The organism is Streptomyces sp. NPDC059499 (assembly GCF_042749285.1).
Taxonomy (GTDB): Bacteria; Actinomycetota; Actinomycetes; order Streptomycetales; family Streptomycetaceae; genus Streptomyces.
The window spans coordinates 170,613-188,384 of record NZ_JBHYTT010000010.1 but is presented as its reverse complement, the minus strand read 5'-3'; the positions used below and the strand labels follow the sequence as shown (position 1 = coordinate 188,384).

Annotated in this window: 16 protein-coding genes; 10 read left to right on the top strand and 6 right to left on the bottom strand. The window is 71.8% G+C overall.

Translation table 11 applies throughout. The features are described from left to right. Positions 1-42: 42 nt before the first annotated feature. Positions 43-324 (bottom strand): HPr family phosphocarrier protein, encoded by a 282-nt coding sequence (locus ACFW9O_RS23425; protein ID WP_329206688.1) that lies wholly within the window; start codon positions 322-324, stop codon positions 43-45. 161 nt (positions 325-485) lie between these two features. On the opposite strand from ACFW9O_RS23425, the gene ACFW9O_RS23420 reads away from it, so the two are divergent. The 5 genes from ACFW9O_RS23420 to ACFW9O_RS23400 all read left to right on the top strand — a co-directional run bounded on the left by ACFW9O_RS23420 (position 486) and on the right by ACFW9O_RS23400 (position 7,310). Beyond that, positions 486-3,491 carry a GNAT family N-acetyltransferase gene (locus tag ACFW9O_RS23420; RefSeq protein ID WP_384611863.1) on the top strand — a complete coding sequence of 1,002 codons (3,006 nt, stop codon included), beginning with the start codon at positions 486-488 and terminating at the stop codon, positions 3,489-3,491. A 61-nt stretch (positions 3,492-3,552) separates the two neighbouring features. Further along, on the top strand, positions 3,553-4,149 hold the full coding sequence (locus tag ACFW9O_RS23415; protein ID WP_329206686.1) for a DUF5998 family protein: 597 nt from the start codon (positions 3,553-3,555) through the stop codon (positions 4,147-4,149). After that, complete coding sequence (locus tag ACFW9O_RS23410; protein WP_384611861.1) at positions 4,149-5,336, top strand: alkaline phosphatase family protein; 1,188 nt, start codon at positions 4,149-4,151, stop codon at positions 5,334-5,336. Before ACFW9O_RS23415 ends, ACFW9O_RS23410 begins: the two co-directional genes overlap by 1 nt. Positions 5,337-5,383: 47 nt before the next feature. Next, entirely contained in the window at positions 5,384-6,034 is a 651-nt protein-coding gene (locus tag ACFW9O_RS23405; protein ID WP_384611859.1) for a thymidine kinase, read from the top strand. 484 nt (positions 6,035-6,518) lie between these two features. After that, complete coding sequence (locus tag ACFW9O_RS23400) at positions 6,519-7,310, top strand: hypothetical protein (RefSeq protein WP_384611857.1); 792 nt, start codon at positions 6,519-6,521, stop codon at positions 7,308-7,310. 49 nt (positions 7,311-7,359) lie between these two features. On the opposite strand, the gene ACFW9O_RS23395 is transcribed toward ACFW9O_RS23400, so the two are convergent. Next, positions 7,360-8,136, bottom strand: coding sequence for a VOC family protein (locus ACFW9O_RS23395; protein WP_384611855.1), 777 nt, complete (start codon positions 8,134-8,136; stop codon positions 7,360-7,362). A 239-nt stretch (positions 8,137-8,375) separates the two neighbouring features. On the opposite strand from ACFW9O_RS23395, the gene ACFW9O_RS23390 reads away from it, so the two are divergent. Next, positions 8,376-9,203, top strand: a complete 828-nt coding sequence (locus ACFW9O_RS23390; RefSeq protein ID WP_384611854.1) for a sulfurtransferase — start codon at positions 8,376-8,378, stop codon at positions 9,201-9,203. A gap of 81 nt (positions 9,204-9,284) precedes the next feature. Here ACFW9O_RS23390 and sepH read toward each other — a convergent pair whose 3' ends face one another. Continuing rightward, positions 9,285-10,346 carry a septation protein SepH gene (gene sepH, locus ACFW9O_RS23385; RefSeq protein ID WP_384611852.1) on the bottom strand — a complete coding sequence of 354 codons (1,062 nt, stop codon included), beginning with the start codon at positions 10,344-10,346 and terminating at the stop codon, positions 9,285-9,287. 497 nt (positions 10,347-10,843) lie between these two features. Here sepH and ACFW9O_RS23380 point away from each other — a divergent pair, with 497 nt between their 5' ends. Continuing rightward, positions 10,844-11,830, top strand: a complete 987-nt coding sequence (locus tag ACFW9O_RS23380) for a hypothetical protein (protein WP_384611851.1) — start codon at positions 10,844-10,846, stop codon at positions 11,828-11,830. A 27-nt stretch (positions 11,831-11,857) separates the two neighbouring features. Here the strand turns inward: ACFW9O_RS23380 and ACFW9O_RS23375 are convergent, their stop codons facing one another. Together ACFW9O_RS23375 and ACFW9O_RS23370 are read right to left on the bottom strand one after the other, a co-directional pair. Next, complete coding sequence (locus ACFW9O_RS23375) at positions 11,858-13,180, bottom strand: D-arabinono-1,4-lactone oxidase (protein ID WP_384611850.1); 1,323 nt, start codon at positions 13,178-13,180, stop codon at positions 11,858-11,860. Further along, positions 13,137-14,384: an MFS transporter gene (locus ACFW9O_RS23370; RefSeq protein ID WP_384611848.1), complete on the bottom strand. Its 1,248-nt coding sequence runs from the start codon at positions 14,382-14,384 to the stop codon at positions 13,137-13,139. The genes ACFW9O_RS23375 and ACFW9O_RS23370 overlap by 44 nt, the downstream gene beginning before the upstream one ends. A 127-nt stretch (positions 14,385-14,511) precedes the next feature. On the opposite strand from ACFW9O_RS23370, the gene ACFW9O_RS23365 reads away from it, so the two are divergent. After that, positions 14,512-15,639 carry a ferrochelatase gene (locus ACFW9O_RS23365; protein ID WP_384611847.1) on the top strand — a complete coding sequence of 376 codons (1,128 nt, stop codon included), beginning with the start codon at positions 14,512-14,514 and terminating at the stop codon, positions 15,637-15,639. Between the two features lie 41 nt (positions 15,640-15,680). Continuing rightward, positions 15,681-16,481: an inositol monophosphatase family protein gene (locus ACFW9O_RS23360; protein WP_351178899.1), complete on the top strand. Its 801-nt coding sequence runs from the start codon at positions 15,681-15,683 to the stop codon at positions 16,479-16,481. 97 nt (positions 16,482-16,578) lie between these two features. Here the strand turns inward: ACFW9O_RS23360 and ACFW9O_RS23355 are convergent, their stop codons facing one another. Then, positions 16,579-16,752: a hypothetical protein gene (locus ACFW9O_RS23355; RefSeq protein WP_167359495.1), complete on the bottom strand. Its 174-nt coding sequence runs from the start codon at positions 16,750-16,752 to the stop codon at positions 16,579-16,581. Positions 16,753-17,114: 362 nt separating this feature from the next. Here ACFW9O_RS23355 and ACFW9O_RS23350 point away from each other — a divergent pair, with 362 nt between their 5' ends. Beyond that, on the top strand, positions 17,115-17,768 hold the full coding sequence (locus ACFW9O_RS23350; RefSeq protein ID WP_329206664.1) for a response regulator transcription factor: 654 nt from the start codon (positions 17,115-17,117) through the stop codon (positions 17,766-17,768). Positions 17,769-17,772: the final 4 nt, after the last annotated feature.

Genomic DNA, 17,772 nt, shown 5'->3' with positions numbered 1-17,772 from the left:
CGGCTTTGTCGAGAGAGTAATTCCGGACCGGAACGGGCGGAATCAGACGGTCTCCGGAAGCTCCTCGAGCCCCTCGGTGACCAGCTTCGCCAGACGGTCCAGGGCGGCTTCGGCGTCGTCCGCCTCGGACGCGAGCACGATCTCCTCGCCGCCCTGGGCGCCCAGGCCGAGCACCGCGAGCATGGAGGCGGCGTTCACCGGGTTGCCGTCCGCCTTGGCGATCGTCACGGGGACGCCGGAGGCCGTGGCGGCACGGACGAAGATGGATGCGGGGCGGGCGTGCAGGCCCTCGGCCCAACCGACGTTGACGCGGCGCTCAGCCATGGTTCTGCCCTTCACGTATCAATGGTTGTCTAGACCAGTCTCTCATGCAGTGCGCACTGCTGTGCCCGACCTCCGGCCCGGCCGCCACCGCCGATCGGCTCCCTCAGACTGCCCGCGCGACGATCCGTCCGCGACCGGTGCGGCGGCCGTAGGCTTTGCCCATGGAGCCCACGCCGGAGCAGAGTCCGCACCACGCGTACCCCGACCACTGGGAAGCGGACGTGGTGCTCCGCGACGGTGGTACCGCCAGGATCAGGCCGATCACCACGGACGATGCCGAACGGCTGGTCAGCTTCTACGAGCAGGTCTCCGACGAGTCGAAGTACTACCGCTTCTTCGCCCCCTATCCACGTCTCTCCGCCAAGGACGTGCACCGCTTCACCCATCACGACTACGTCGACCGGGTGGGGCTGGCCGTCACGATCGGCGGAGAGTTCATCGCGACCGTCCGCTTCGACCGGATCGACGAACAGGGCAGGCCGGCCTCCGCACCCGCCGACGAGGCCGAGGTCGCCTTCCTCGTCCAGGACGCCCACCAGGGGCGCGGCGTGGCATCGGCGCTCCTCGAACACATCGCGGCGGTTGCCCGCGAGCGCGGCATCGTTCGCTTCGCCGCCGAGGTGCTGCCCGCGAACAACAAGATGATCAAGGTGTTCCGGGACGCCGGCTACACCCAGCAGCGCAGCTTCGAGGACGGTTCCGTCCACCTCACGCTCGACCTCGAACCCACCGCGGCGTCCCTCGCCGTCCAGCGCGGCCGTGAACAGCGGGCCGAGGCGCGCTCCGTGCAGCGACTGCTGGCCCCCGGCTCCGTCGTCGTGGTCGGCGCCGGCCGCGCCCCGGGCGGAGTGGGCCGCACGGTGCTGCGCAACCTTCTCGGCTCGGGCTTCACCGGGCGCACCTACGCGGTGAACCGGTCCTTCGCCGCCGAGCAGGCCACGGTCGACGGTGTGCCCGCGCACCGCTCCGTGGGGGAGATCGGCGAGCAGGTCGACCTCGCGATCGTCTCCGTCCCGGCCGAGCGGGTGCCGGAAGCCGTGGCCGACTGCGGTGAACACGGGGTCCAGGGCCTCGTCGTCCTCTCCGCCGGTTACGCCGAGCGCGGCGCCGAAGGCCGGGAGCGCCAGCGCGAACTCGTCCGGCAGGCCCGTTCGTACGGGATGCGGATCATCGGTCCGAACGCCTTCGGCATCATCAACACCTCCGACGCCGTCCGGCTGAACGCCTCGCTCGCACCCGAATCGCCCGCACCCGGACGCATCGGGCTGTTCACCCAGTCCGGCGCGATCGGGATCGCCCTGCTGGCCGGCCTGCACAGGCGCGGCGCGGGGCTCTCGACGTTCATCTCCGCAGGCAACCGGGCCGACGTCTCCGGCAACGACTTCCTGCAGTACTGGTTCGAGGACCAGGACACCGATGTGGCCCTCCTCTACCTCGAGTCGCTCGGCAACCCGCGCAAGTTCACCCGGCTCGCCCGCCGGACCGCCGCCGTGAAGCCCGTGGTCGTCGTCAAGGGCGCCCGGCACAGCGGCTCCACCCCGCCCGGCCACGCCGTCCCCGTCAGCCGGATCCCCGACGCGACGGTCTCCGCACTGATGCGCCAGGCCGGCGTGATCCGCGTCGACACGGTCACGGAGATGGTCGACGCGGGCCTGCTGCTCGCCGATCAGCCCTTGCCGGCCGGTCCCCGGGTGGCGATCCTCGGCAACTCCGAGTCCCTCGGCCTCCTCACCTACGACGCCTGCCTCGCCGAGGGACTGCGCCCGCGCCCGCCGCGCGACCTGACGACCGCGGCCGGGCCGCAGGACTTCCGGGACGCCCTGGCCGAGGCGCTCGCCGACCAGACCTGCGACGCCGTGATCGTGACCGCGATCCCCTGGGTGGGAGAGAACGGCGAAGCGGAGACGGGCGAAGGTGAGGTGCTCGCCGCGGCCCTGCGCGAAGCGGCGGCCACCGGCCCGGCCAAGCCGGTCGCCGTGGTGCACGTCGAGATCGGCGGCCTGGCCGAGGCTCTGGCCGCGGCCGCGAGCACGGCGACCCCGGCCGGCGGATCAGGGACAGCGGCGCCGACACCGGCCCCGTACGCGACAGGCGACCCGGCGACCGTCGGGGCCGGCGAGCGGGGACCGGGCGGCGAGCCCCCGGCCGGTACCTCGCGGCCGGACGCGTCGCGTGCCGGCACGGCAGCCCGGGAGGGGACCGGCCGGGACGGTGCCGCCGGGGCCGGGAGCAGCGGCACCGCCGAACGCGGCGAAGAGCCCGACGACGCGCTCGGTCCGCAGCCCCGGACCGGGCGGATCCCCGCCTACCCGGCCGCCGAGCGTGCCGTCCGGGCGCTCTCCGAGGCCGTGAAGTACGCGCAGTGGCGGCGGCAGGCGGCCATGCCCGGGAAGATTCCCGAGTTCCTGGACGAGACCATCGACGAGCCGGGGGCGGCCGCCCTGATCGAGGAGCTGCTCGGCACCAGTCCCGATCCGAAGGGCCGTCCGCTCACCCACGACGAGGCAGCCGAACTGCTCGGCCGCTACGGCATCGCCGTACGGCCCGCCCTTCCGGCCCCCGACCCGCAGGCCGCCGCCGTCGCCGCCGAGCGGCTCGGCTACCCGGTGGCGCTCAAGACGACCGCCCCCCACCTCCGGCACCGCGCGGACCTCGGCGGTGTCCGGCTCGACCTCGCCAACGAGAGCGCCCTGGGCCGGGCCTACGGCGAACTGACCGAGCTCCTCGGTACGCCTGCCGAGCTGCGGCCCGTCGTCCAGGCCATGGCGCCGCGCGGCGTCGACACCGTCGTACGGGCCTCGATCGACGCCGCCGCGGGAGCCGTCCTGTCCTTCGGTCTGGCCGGCGCACCCTCCGAGCTGCTCGGAGACGTGGCCCACCGCCTCGTACCGGCCACCGACCGTGATGCGGCGGAGCTGATCCGGTCGATCAAGGCCGCGCCCGTGCTGTTCGGCTGGCGGGGCTCCGCTCCCGCGGACACCGCGGCGCTCGAAGAGCTCCTCCTGCGGGTGTCCCGGCTGGTCGACGACCACCCCGAGGTCGTGTCGGTCGCGCTGGAGCCCGTCGTCGTCGCCACGCAGGGCCTGACCGTTCTCGGGGCGAGCGTCCGGCTCGCGCCGCCTCCGGCCCGTACCGATCTCGGTCCCCGCAGACTCCCCAACTACTGACCGCCCCCGGACCTCACCACGGCGTCCCCGGCAGCCACCGGCCCCCCGTAGGATGGTCCCTATGGCAAAGACCGGTACGACGACCCAGGGGCTGCGCGCGGCGATCGAGCGCAGCGGCTACTACCCGGCCCTCGTGGCCGAGGCGGTGGAGGCCGCCGTCGGCGGTGAGCCTGTCGCGTCGTACCTGGTGCACCAGGAGACCACCTTCGACTCCAACGAGGTGCGTCGCCATGTCACGGTCCTGGTCCTGACGGACACCCGCTTCATCGTCAGCCACACCGACGAGCAGGCCGCCGACACCAGCTCCCCGACGCCGTACGCCACGACGTCCACCGAGTCGGTCAAGCTCGACCGGATCTCCTCCGTCGTGGTCAGCCGCGTGGTCGCCGACCCCGAGAAGTACGTGCCCGGCACCCTGCCCCGCGAGGTCGTCCTGACCATCGGATGGGGCGCGGTCTCCCGCATCGACCTCGAGCCCGCCGCCTGCGGCGACCCCAACTGCGAGGCCGACCACGGCTACACCGGCAGTTCCACCGCCGACGACCTGAGCCTGCGGGTCAGTGAGGCCGGTGACGGACCGGACACCGTGCGCCAGACCCTGGCCTTCGCCCAGGCCCTCTCCGAGGCCACGGCCGCCACCGCGGCGACCGGCCGCTGATGGCCCAGCCGGCCTGGCAGGACCCCGTTCTGCTCACTCTCGACAGCGCTCCCGTTCCCGAGTACGGCAGTGGCTCGCTCGCGGACCTGCTCCCGACGATCGCCGCGGGGCAGGGTGTACCCGGCTTCGAGGCGACGCTCGCGGAGCTGACCCCCGCCGACCGGAACTGCGTCTTCCTGATCGACGGACTCGGCTGGGAGCAGATCAAGGCACACCCCGACGAGGCGCCCTTCCTGTACTCGTTGCTCCCCACGTCCCGCGGCGGCACGGGCCGCCCGATCACGTCGGGCTTCCCGTCCACCACCGCGACTTCGCTCGCCTCCGTCGGTACGGGGCTGGCGCCCGGCGAGCACGGCCTTCCCGGCTACACCGCGCGAAATCCGGAGACCGGTGAGCTGATGAACCAGCTCCGCTGGAAGCCCTGGACCGAGCCCAAGGTCTGGCAGCCGTATCCCACCGTCTTCCAGCTCGCCGACGCGGCAGGTGTGCGCACGGCCCAGGTCTCCGCGCCCACGTTCGAACAGACTCCGCTCACCAAGGTCGCGCTCAGCGGCGGTTCGTTCCTCGGCCGGCTCTCGGGCGAGGACCGGATGGACCTGGCCGCGGAGCGGCTCGCCGCCGGTGACAGGTCGCTCGTCTACACGTACTACAGCGAGGTCGACGGCAAGGGGCACCGCTTCGGCGTCGACTCCGACGCCTGGCGGGGCCAGCTGATGTATGTCGACGGGCTGGCCCGGCGCCTCGCCGAGCAGCTCCCGCCCCGGTCGGCGCTGTACATCACCGCCGACCACGGCATGATCGACATCCCGTTCGACGAGCAGTCCAGGATCGACTTCGACGAGGACTGGGAGCTCCGTGCCGGAGTCGCCATGCTCGGCGGCGAAGGGCGGGCCCGTCACGTGTACGCGGTGCCCGGGGCGCAGAACGACGTCCTGACCGTCTGGCGCGAAGTGCTCGGCGAGCAGTTCTGGGTGGCGAGCCGGGACGAGGCGATCGAGGCCGGCTGGTTCGGCCCGCGGGTCGACGAGCGGGTCCACGGCAGGATCGGGGACGTGGTGGCGGCCGCGCACGACGACGTGGTGATCACCGCGTCGGTCAACGAGCCCCATGAGTCCGTGATGGCCGGCATGCACGGTTCGCTGACCCCGGCCGAGCAGCTCGTCCCGCTCCTCGAAGTACGCTCGTAACTCCTCCCCACCCCACCACGCACGACCCGAAAGGCGCTCAACTCCTCATGCCCGAGCTTGTGTTCTTCTCCGGAACGATGGACTGCGGAAAGAGCACGCTCGCGCTGCAAATTGCGCACAACCGGTCGGCGAGAGGGCTGCAGGGTCTGAACTTCACCCGGGACGACCGCGCGGGGGAGGGAAAGCTCTCCTCCCGGCTCGGTCTGGTGACGGAGGCGGTCGAGGCGGTGGCGGGCATGAATCTGTACGCCTACGTCGTCGACCGGGTGTCGCAGGGCGGCAGGGTCGACTACTTGATCGTGGACGAGGCGCAGTTCCTGGAGCCCGTGCAGATCGATCAACTGGCACGCATCGTGGATGACCTTGACCTGGATGTCTTCTCCTTCGGTATCACCACCGACTTCCGCACGAAGCTCTTCCCGGGCTCGCGGCGGCTGTTCGAGCTGGCGGACCGTGTCGAGACGCTGCAGGTGGAGGCGCTGTGCTGGTGCGGGGCGCGTGCGACGCACAATGCCCGCACCGTGGGCGGCGAGATGGTGGTGGAAGGTGAGCAGGTCGTCGTCGGTGACGTGAGCAGCCCCGCTGCGGACGTCGGCTACGAGGTGCTGTGCCGACGTCACCATCGTCGCCGTATGACGAGCGGCTCCGTCCACGCCGGCGCGCTCTCGCCCGACGTCCTGCCGATGGGCTCCGACTGAACGTTGTCGACTCCGTACGCCATGGTTCACCGTGCCGTGCCACCTCGACGTCGTCACCGTCCGGCTCAACGGCCGCCCACACAGAACGCTCGGCCGGAAAACACGGCCGAGCGCCTTCACGCGGACGCCACGGCCTGGAGTGCAACCGTGCCGTGCTGGTTCCGGCCGATTGTCGAGTACCAGCCGTTCACGCCCGCGAGGACGGCGGAGAAGGCGCGTCACAGGCGGCCAAGTCGCCTTTGTGCACGCCGAGTTCGCGTAGCCTGATGAGGACAGGACCCGTTACCCGTGGGTGCGATCGGCAGTTGTCCGGTTACCGGCCAATCGGACCAATCCATAGGGCATTTGGATCCGAACAGCCAGCGGAGGGGACGGGTCCGGCGCCGTTTGCCGGACCTCTTCAGCGCGCGCGTGGCGCGGACCCCGGCAACGGACGACCCCTGCCGACGAGCGATCCGGCAGGCCGACACAGGTGGAGACGCACGTGGGCATACGCAGCGCGACAGTGGACGAGATACGGAGCAAACGGGCCGACATGGCCACGGGCGACGAAACGGACAGGTGTCAGGGCGATGCCCTTCGTCGCGGCAGCGGCGCGAACAGTGTCGAGGACCCGGCCGTGGACGGCAGGGCACCCGCCGTCGCCGCTGTCGGTGACGACGCGGACTCCCGCACCGTTGTGCCGCCCACCCGGGCGGTCTTCGTCGACTCCACCGGGAAGCGCAGCCGTACCTGGCGTCGCGCAGGGGCCGTTACCGCGCTCTGCTGCACCTGCTACGCCACGACCGTGGTCGCCGCGCTGATCGGAGGCGACTCCAGCGCGCCCTTCTTCCAACTGCCCCGGGCGTTGGGCCTGGAGCGCGAGGCGGGGGAGCGGCCTGCTGAGTCCCGGGACACCTCGCCCACCGAATCCGCGCTCGGCACGCCCGGTCCGGTGACACCCGATCAGGAACGCCTGTCGGCTGCTGCCCGGCCCACCGTTCAGCGGCCGGTCGAAGCGTCCTCCGACCCCGCGGACATCCCCACCCTGGATGCCGCGCCCACGCCCGGACCCCGGACGTCCGACGGGGCCGCGCAGGCCGGTGGGGGCGGCGGGGAATCGCCGGGCGAGCCCTCGGTGCCGGCGCCCGCTCCGGAGACAAGCAGCGGCTCCGGTACCGAGGGCTCGCCCGGCGGCGATGATGACGCCCAGGGTCCGGACGCGGAGGACCCGCCCGGCGGGCCGCTCGGCGATCTGCTGGGAGGACTGCTCGGCGGGTTGCTGGGAGGCGCCTGACCGGCCACGAACGCCGTGCCGCAGGATGCCGGGCGCGGCCGGGCAGGGCTCAGCGGTCCGCCGATCGCACGATCGTGAACACCGCACCCTCCGGGTCCGCGACCGTGGCGAGCCGCCCGCTCGACCCCTCCCGCGGCGGCTGCAGAACGTGTCCGCCGAGCTCCACCACACGCGCGGCTGCGTCGTCCGTGTCGGACACCTCGAAATAGGTCATCCAGTGCGGTCCCCGGTCGCGCGGCAGCGCATGGCCCACCCCGTGGAGGGCCGCCACGGGGCGGCCTTCCAGATGCAGTGTCTGGTAGTCGAAGTCGGCCGAGACGACCGCCTCCAGCTCGAACCCGAACACGGCCTGGTAGAACTTGGCGACCGAGGACGTCTCGCGCGTCACCAGCTCGTTCCAGACAGGGGTTCCCGGTTCGCCCGCCAGGGTCGTACCGACGTGCGCGGCGGCCTGCCAGATACCGAAGACCGCTCCGCTCGGGTCGGAGGCGATGGCGAGACGGCCCGCGCTCCCGGCGACGATCGGTCCGACGGCGACCGTTCCACCGCAGGCCCGAATGACCTCCGCGGTGAGATCGGCGTCCTCGGTGGCGAGATAGGTGGTCCAGGCGATCGGCAGGTGGCGGTCGGGAGGAAGCTGGCCGATGCCTGCGACGTCCTTCCCGTGAAGCAGCGCGCGGACATACGGTCCGAGCTCTGCGGGTCCCGGCCGGAACTCCCAGCCGAACAGATTGCCGTAGAACTCCTGGGTCGTGCTCAGGCCGTGCACGATCAGACTCACCCAGCAAGGTGCTCCGGGCGTGCGCCGGGCGGCAGCCTCGGTCATCTTCTTTTCTCTCCTCGGACCATCGTCGTGGCCGTACGGGGGGAACGGGGCCGGTACGCCGTCCAGCGGTACGGATACGGGTGTGTACGCTCCGTGCAGATGCTCGCACCACCGAGCTCCACAGGCACCCCGGCCGCGCCGCATTTTCCGGGTTCTGCATGCGCGAAGACCGATTTGATGCGGTACATCCGTTTTGGTATCGCCCTGTGCGGGGCGCGGTCTGCGCGAAGATGGCACATATGAAGCCCATCATCACCGCATCCGAATACGTGAGCGAGTCGGCAGGGCCGCGTCCCCCGGTGCTCCTGGACATCCGCTGGCAGCTGGGCGGTCCTCACGGCCGCCCCGACTACGAAGCCGGGCACATTCCCGGCGCGGTGTACATCGACCTCGACGCGGAGCTCGCCGGTCAGGCGGGCAGCGGCGGGCGCCACCCGCTGCCCCGGCCGGAGACCTTCGGAGCGGCCATGAGGCGGGCAGGGGTCTCCCACGACACGCCGGTGGTGGTCTACGACGGCGGCCAGGGCTGGGCGGCGGCCCGCGCCTGGTGGCTGCTGCGATGGTCCGGCCACCCCGACGTCCGGGTTCTGGACGGCGGTCTCGCGGCATGGACCGGAGAGCTCTCGACGAAGGTTCCGGAGCCTGCCGAGGGCGACTTCCGGCCCGAACCGGGCGCGCTCCCCTTGCTGGACGCGGACGCCGCCGCGGCACTCGCCCGCTCCGGACTGCTCCTCGACGCGCGGGCCGCGGAGCGTTACCGGGGCGATGTGGAGCCGATCGACCGGGTGGGCGGTCATATCCCCGGCGCGGTATCGGCACCGACCGTGCAGAACGTGGCCGAGGACGGGCGCTTCCTCCCCGCCGGATCGCTGGCCTCCCGTTTCGCCGCCCTGGGGGCCGACGGGGGCACCGAGGTCGGCGTCTACTGCGGCTCGGGTGTCTCGGGCGCTCATGAGGTGCTGGCACTGGAGATCGCCGGGCACCGGGCGGCGCTGTACGCGGGCTCCTGGTCCGAGTGGTCCTCGGACGAGTCCCGCCCCGTCGCGACCGGGCCGGACCCCAGCTGACGCGACCGCGTCCGGACAGAGCGAGGGCCCGTACGCGGCGGCGTACGGGCCCTCGTCATGCCACGGGCATCCGGATGGACCTCAGTCCTGCTTCTTCCGGCGCGTACCGAAGACGATCTCGTCCCAGCTGGGCACCGCTGCCCGGCGGCCCGGACGGACTCCGTCCGCCTCGGCCTGCCGGTCCGTCGTCCCGGTCAGCCGGTCGCGGTGGCCGGCCACCGCGCGCGGCATGAGCACGTCCGCATAGGCGGAACCCGCACCCGCGGACGCGGCAGCAGCCGGCGGTTCGTCGGCCACCGGCTCCTGGGAAGCGGGTTCGATCGCCGGCGGTTCGGGCTGCTGGGGACGCTCCGGGACGACCATGTCGCCACGGAAGCTGGGCACCGCCTCCAGCAGGCTGGTCAGCGAGTCGCGCTCGCCGGCCGACACACCGCTGATGCGCTCCTCCGGCTCCGGTGCCGGGGGAGTGGGGCGCTCGATCTGACGGTCGAGCGCACGGTCCAGCGGCCGGTCGCGCGGCAGCCGCGCGATCCGCGGCACGAACGGGAAGCTGGGCTCCGGCGCGGCGACGTCGTCCGTCTCGCCGATCAGTGAGCGCGCCTCGTCGTCCACCGCCTGGACCAGCCGGCGGGGCGGGTCGTACGTCCAGCTCGCCGAGTGCGGCTCGCCCGCGACCCGGTACACCAGGAGGACCTCCCAGGTGCCGTCGTCTCGGCGCCAGGAGTCCCACTGGACGGTCTCCTTGTCGGCGCCGCGCAGCAGGAGACGCTCCTGCACCGCCTCGCCGAGCTGGGGGCCGGTGTTCTCGCCGGGGCGGCGCACGGGAGTCTTCCGGGCCCGCTCGGCCATGAAGGCGCGCTCGGCGAGGACGGGGCCCTCGAAGCGGCGCACACGGTCGACGGGGATTCCGGCGAACTGGGCGACTTCCTCCGCGGAGGCACCGGCTCGTATGCGTGCCTGGATGTCGCGGGGGCGGAGGTGGCTCTCCACCTCGATCTCGATCTGGCCGAGCCTGGCGCGGTCATTGCGCACGGCGGCACGCAGCCGCTCATCGATCGGAAGCGTGTACTCCGTGCTGTCCGCAGCCTTGAGCACCAGTCGTGTGCCGTCGTTTGAGACGGCCACGACACGCAGTTCGGGCATGGGAACCTCCCGGGTGGTGCCTGCCGACGTCACGTGCGTCGCTGCTTCCGCTAGTCGAGTGTGGCCTGCCCGGGTGCAGCCTGCCACAACCTTGCCAAGTTACCCGGCGTGTCGGGCGTTGGCCCTGGATCGCCACCATGGCACGGTTACCTGTTTGCGACACATGGTGACCAGGTGGTCGCTCTGTGTCGCTGGCGCCCGTGCGATGCCGCGGCGCCGCCGGTTCGAGTGCCGTCTTCGGCCCCCTCCCGCAGGTCCCGGATACCCATGTGGGAGTCCGGCCCCAGGGCTCGCCACAGTACTCCATTCGGGCCACGAGGGTGGACCGGCGCGCCGCCGAAGTTCTCGCCGGGCACGGGAGTTGGGCTACCCAGTTGTCGGCGCTATGCCCTCAATGCGTGTGCTGCTTCACACAATCTCCAGAATCGGAACTATTCCTTTCGCTCATATGTCCCTTCTTGGTGCAGGGTGGGGTAGTTGTCGAGCAAGGGCTGGTAATGGATCAGAAGCCGCAAAGGGATGCGGAACCCGGGCAGAAGCGCATAGAGCTGAGCCTGCCGCAGGTCGCGGGGAGCGCCGTCGCAGCGGTCGCCGCGGCGGTGATGGCTTCGCAGCTGGGTGTGTACGGGACGATCGCCGGCGCGGGTGTGATGAGCGTGGTCGCCACCTGCGGGGGGTCGGTCTTCCAGCACTTTTTCCGTCGCACGGGTGAACAGATCCGCGAAGTCACGGTCCAGGTGAAGCATCCGGCCGGCCGTCAGGTGGCCGTACTCACGCGGGAGACGGCTCCGGAGCCGCAACGGCACCCCGGTGACGCACCGACGACGGTCCTGCGGCCGGCACGGCTCCCGGGCGACGACGCGACGACGGTCCTACGCACCGTGGAGTCCGACCCGGAGCGTACGCAGCTGCTGCGGGCCGACGCGGATGCCACGCAGCTGCTCGTCGGCCAGGTCCTGCCCGACGCGTACTCGGACGCCCGTACCCACGGCACGCGGATCCGGGGCGCACGGCGCTCGGCGCTCGCGGCGGTTGCCGTCTTCGCCCTGTCGATGGCAGGTATCACCGCCTACGAACTGGCCTCCGGCAACGACCTCAGCGGGGGTGGAGGAACGACCGTCGGCTCCGTCGTACACGGCGAACGGGACACCGGAACGACCGCTCCGGAGCCCTCGGGCAGTACCGGCGAGGAGCAGGACGGTGACCACGGCAGCGATCCGGGCAGCGGGACCGGCACCACACCCGGCACGGACGCGGACGACGGGCGGAGCACGGCCCCGGACCCGGTTCCGGACCGGAGCGGCGGCTCGTCGGCCGAGCCCGGCACCACTCCCTCCGGCCCCGGCGGAGACCCGGCCCCGGATCCCACCGCCACGCCGACGGCGCCCGGCGACGGAGCTCCGGCGGCACCGGACCCGAGCGGAACCGGCGAGGCCCAGGAACAGAGCGACGGTTCCACGGCGGGGTCGGACGCAGGCCGGTGACCGGCCGTCCGCGCGGCGCCGCCCGGTTCAGTCGCCCAGAACGCGCCGCAGATAGTCGTTGGCGAACAGCCGGTCCGGGTCGAGCCGGTCGCGTACGGCGGTGAACTCGCCGAACTTCGGGTAGGCCCCGGCCAGATACTCGGCGTCCCGGGTGTGGACCTTCCCCCAGTGCGGGCGGCCGGCATAGCCCGTCATGATCCGTTCGACGGCTGTGAAGTACGCCTGGTGCGGGGTGCCGCGGTACAGGTGCACGGCGATGTACGCGCTCTCGCGGCCGTGGGCCGTGGAGAGCGTGATGTCGTCCGCGGGCGCCGTCCGGACCTCCACAGGGAAGCCGACCTTCAGCGGCGAGCGCTCGACCATGGCCTTGACCTCGCGCAGTGCCTCGACCGCGGCCTCGCGCGGCAGCGCGTACTCCATCTCGACGAAGCGCACCCGCCGGGGACTGGTGAACACCTTGTAGGGAACGTCGGTGTACGTACGGGCCGACAGGGCGCGGCTGGAGAGCTTGGCGAGGGACGGGATCGCCCCCGGGACGGCCCGGCCGACCGAACAGGCGACCTGGAAGATCCCGTTGGAGAGGAGCTCGTCCTCGATCCAGCCGCTGATCCTTCCGGGCGGATCGGCGGGGCCAGCGCTGCGGTTGTTGCGCTTGGTGTTGCAGTTGCCCGTGTGCGGGAACCAGTAGAACTCGAAGTGCTCGTTCTCGGCTACGAGCTGATCGAAGTCGGCGGTGACCCTGTCGAAGGCCATCGGCTCCTCGCGTGCCCTGAGCAGAAAGACCGGCTCCACCGCGAAGGTGACCGCGGTGACCACACCGAGTGCGCCGAGTCCGATCCGGGCGGCCGCGAAGACTTCAGGGTTCTCGCTCTTCGAACAGCGAAGCACCCTGCCGTCCGCGGTGACCAGTTCGAGCGCGCGTATCTGCGCGGATATGGAAGCCGAGTCGCGACCGGTGCCGTGGGTACCCGTGGAGGTGGCACCGGCGACCGTCTGCTCCATGATGTCGCCCATGTTGGTGAGCGAGAGTCCCTCGCGGGCGAGCACCAGGTTGAGTCGCTTCAACGGCGTGCCGGCCTCGACGGTCACCGCCATCGCCGAGCGGTCGATCTCCCGGATCCCGGTGAGCAGACCGGGGCGGATCAGCACACCGTCGGTCGCCGCAGCCGCGGTGAACGAATGACCGGTGCCGACCGGCTTGACCGTCAGGCCGTCCTCGGACGCCTTGCGGAGGACCTCGGCGAGCTCGTCGACGGAGGCGGGGGACACGGTCCGTACCGGCCGGGCGGTGACGTTTCCCGCCCAGTTACGCCACGTGCTCGTCGTCGTCCGTGCGTAGGTGTCGGTCATCTTCCCCGCGCCCTCCCGTAGGAACCGGCTCGGCGAGCCGGCGATACCCCAGGAACGCCACCGCGGCCGCGAGCGCTCCCGCCACCGCGGGCACCGCGTACCCCGCCTCGGCCCCGGAGGCGTCGACCATCCATCCGGCGGCGGAGGAGCCGAGCGCCACCCCGACGGCGAGCCCGGTACTGGTCCAGGTCATGCCCTCGGTCAGCTGGGTGCGCGGTACGTGCTGTTCGACGAGGGCCATGGTGGTGACCATCGTCGGTGCGATGGCGAGACCCGCGACAAAGAGCGCCACGGCCAGGAACGGCAGGCTCCCGGCCAATTGGAGGGGGATCATACTCACGGCCATCGCGCAGACCCCCACCAGCCACCTCGTGGACGACTTCCCCTTGAGGTGCAGCAGGCCGAAGACGGCTCCGGCGAGACACGACCCCAACGCGTAGACCGCCAGTACGAGACTGGCCGCGGCCTTGTGGCCGCGCTCCTCCGCGAAGGCCACCGTCACCACGTCGACCGCTCCGAAGATCGCGCCCGTGGCGACGAAGGTGACCACCAGGACCTGCAGACCGGTCGAGCGGAGCGGCGAACGACCCGAGTGGTGCTCCTTGGGGTGCGGTCTCGGTTCGGTGGCGCGCTGGGCCGTCAGCCAGAAGACGCCGATCACCAGGAACCCGGCCGCGAGCAGCGGCCCGGCCTCCGGGAACCACGCGGTGGACAGGCCGATGGAGATGATCGGCCCGAAGATGAAGCACACCTCGTCGACGATCGACTCCCAGGCGTACGCGGTGTGCAGCTGCCGGCCGGAACCCCGGTAGATCTCGGCCCAGCGCGCCCTGACCATCGAACCCACGCTCGGGACGCAGCCCGCGCCCGCGGCGAAGACGAAGAGGGTCCAGTCCGGCAGCCGCTGCTGGGCGCAGATCAGGAGCCCCGCGACCGCCGCGACGGAGGCCAGGGTGACCGGGCGCAGGACCCGGCGCTGCCCGTACCGGTCGACCAGCCGGGAGATCTGCGGCCCCATGACGGCAGCGGCCATGGCGAGCGTCGCCGAGAGCGCACCGGCGAGCCCGTAACGGCCGGTGATCTGGGACACCATCGTCACCACGCCGATCCCCATCATGGAGAGCGGCATCCGGCCGAAGAATCCCGCCGCCGAGAAACCCCTGGTTCCGGGGGCGGCGAAGATGGCGCGGTAGGGGCTGGGCAAGAGGAGCTCCGGGGAAGCCTGTCAGGCGTATAGATGGCTGATACAGCTTACGGGCGGTCGCGGGCACCTGGGACCGGGACCGATGTCGGCTGTCGCACGGGCGGCGGCGGGTGGCAGGATCGGGTGCATGTCCGATCTGCGCGATCCCGCTCTCTACGACGCCCTGCTGCTGCTCTCCTTCGGGGGCCCCGAAGGCCCGGACGACGTGGTCCCGTTCCTGGCGAACGTGACCCGGGGCAGGGGCATCCCCGAAGAACGGCTCAAGGAAGTCGGCAAGCACTACTTCCTGTTCGGCGGCGTCAGCCCGATCAACGCGCAGAACAGGTCGCTGCTCGACGCGCTGCGCAAGGACTTCGCCGACCACGGCCTCGATCTGCCGGTGTACTGGGGCAACCGCAACTGGGCGCCGTACCTCACCGACACCCTCCGGGACATGGTCGCGGACGGCCACCGCCGCATCGCCGTCCTCGCCACCAGCGCCTACGCCTCCTACTCGGGCTGCCGCCAGTACCGCGAGAACCTCGCCGAGTCGCTCGCCGCCCTGGAGGCCGAGGGGCTGCCGGTGCCGCGGGTGGACAAGCTCCGGCACTACTTCAACCACCCCGGCTTCGTGCGTCCCATGGCGGACGGTGTGCTGGCCTCGCTGGCGGACCTCCCCGACGACGTCAGGGCGGGCGCGCACCTCGCCTTCACCACCCACTCCATCCCGACGTCCGCCGCCGACACCTCGGGCCCCGTGGAGACGCACGGGGACGGCGGCTCGTACGTGGCGGAGCACCTCGACGTCGCCCGGGTGATCGTCGACGCGGTGCGCGAGGAGACCGGGATCGACCACCCGTGGCAGCTCGTCTACCAGTCGCGCAGCGGTGCCCCGCACATCCCGTGGCTGGAGCCCGACATCTGCGACCACCTGGAGACCCTCCACGGCGCCGGTGTCCCGGCGGTCGTCATGGCGCCCATCGGCTTCGTCTCGGACCACATGGAGGTCCTGTACGACCTCGACACCGAGGCCACCGCGAAGGCCGCCGAGCTGGGGCTGCCGGTCCGCAGGTCCGCGACGGTCGGTGCGGACCCCAGGTTCGCGGCGGCCGTGCGTGAGCTCCTCCTGGAGCGCACCGCCGCGGAGGAGGGCCGCCCGGTGGACCGGTGCGCCCTGGGCGCCCTCGGCCCCTCCCACGACCTCTGCCCGGCCGGGTGCTGTCCGGCCAGGGCCGTCAGGCCCGCAGCTGCGGGTGCCGACAGCCCGTACGCCTGAATCCCCGGTGAGCAAGCCGGCCGGAACACCCCTGGAGCGCTGTGACCGACCCCTTCCTGTCCGAACTGCTCGACCTCGCCATGGAGGCGGCCCGCCGGGCCGGAGCCCTGCTGCGTGACGGCCGCCCGGCCGACCTGGGGGTGGCCGCGACGAAGTCCAGCCCCATCGACGTCGTCACCGAGATGGACATCCGGGCGGAGAAGCTCATCACCGGCTTCCTCTCGGGGAACCGCCCCCGCGACGGCTTCCTCGGCGAGGAGGGCGCCAGCGCCGAGGGCAGCAGCGGGATCCGGTGGGTCATCGATCCGCTCGACGGCACGGTGAACTACCTCTACGGGCTGCCCACCTGGGCCGTGTCCATCGCAGCCGAGCGCGACGGCGAGCGCGTCGTCGGCGTGGTCGAGGCCCCGATGCGCCGCGAGACGTTCCACGCGGTGCTCGGCGGCGGCGCGTACCTGAACGGCGAGGCCCTGACCTGCCGGCCCGCCCCGCCCCTCGGCGAGGCACTCGTGTCGACCGGCTTCAACTACGTCACCGAGGTACGCACCCACCAGGCCGCCGTCGCGCAGCAGCTGATCCCGAGGCTGCGTGACATCCGGCGCGGCGGATCGGCCGCGGTCGACCTCTGCGACGTCGCGGCGGGCAGGCTCGACGGCTACTACGAGCGCGGACTGCACCCCTGGGACCTGGCTGCCGGCGATCTCATCGCCCGCGAGGCCGGAGCGCTCACGGGAGGCCGGCCGGGGCTCCCGGCGGACCGCGACCTGACCGTCGCAGCGACCCCGGGCGTCTTCGAGCCGCTGCAGGCGCTCCTGGAGGAGCTGGGGGCCTGGCACGACTGACGCCGGGTCCGGGGCCCCTGGTGGCGCCCCGGACGGGCGCGGACGTACGAGAGGGCCCCGGGTGCCGTAATCGGCTCCGGGGCCCTCTCGTGGCGGCTCAGACGCTTGTGGCGCTGATTTCGACGCCGTGCTCGGCGGCGAGGCGGTGCAGGTCGTCCAGCTCTCCCTGCTCGACGTCCGCGAGGAAGTCGTCGCCCGTCTCGCGAGCCCTCGTGAGATCGGACTCGGTGGTCTTGATTCGTTGCAGCAGACCTGCGGTGAAAGCGTCCATGGAGCGCCCCCTCATCGTGGGTCGGTGGCACGGGGGTGTGCCCGGGATTCCCCCGGCCAGCGGTCGGGGGAGGGTGATCACGCAGGCCCTCCGGGGAGAAGGGTGTGCTGTGGAACGCCACGTGCATGGCGTGATCGCGGGTGTGAAATCGTCCTCCCCGGGCCGCATGCCGGAGAAACCTCAACTGGCCCGGGAATCCGATGAATTCCCGGGAGGCGCAGCCCGGGCCGCGTCGTCTTACCGCCGGTTTATGCGCGTTACGGGCAGGATGGACGCGCACAGTCGGTGCCGCTGACGTGCAGCGAGCGGCCGGAACGAGGGCCGCTCGCCGTATTTCTGGAGATCTAGGGAAGGACTGCGCCGTGCGCGTACTCGTCGTCGAGGACGAGCAGCTGCTCGCCGATGCGGTGGCCACCGGACTGCGCCGGGAGGCCATGGCCGTCGACGTCGTCTACGACGGAGCGGCGGCCCTGGAGCGCGTCGGGGTCAACGACTACGACGTCGTGGTGCTGGACCGGGACCTTCCGCTGGTGCACGGCGACGACGTCTGCCGCAGGATCGTCGAGCTCGGCATGCCCACCAGGATCCTCATGCTCACCGCGTCCGGGGACGTCAGCGACCGGGTCGAGGGCCTGGAGCTCGGCGCGGACGACTACCTGCCCAAGCCCTTCGCCTTCAGTGAGCTCACCGCGCGGGTACGCGCCCTGGGACGCCGCACCACGGTCGCCCTGCCGCCCGTCCTGGAGCGGGCCGGCATCAAGCTCGACCCCAACCGCCGCGAGGTCTTCCGGGACGAGCAGGAGATCCAGCTGGCCCCGAAGGAGTTCGCCGTGCTCGAGGTGCTGATGCGCAGCGAGGGCGCGGTCGTCTCGGCCGAGCAGCTCCTGGAGAAGGCGTGGGACGAGAACACCGACCCGTTCACCAACGTGGTGCGCGTGACGGTGATGACCCTGCGGCGCAAGCTCGGGGAACCGCCCGTCATCGTCACCGTGCCCGGCTCCGGATACCGGATCTGAGCGC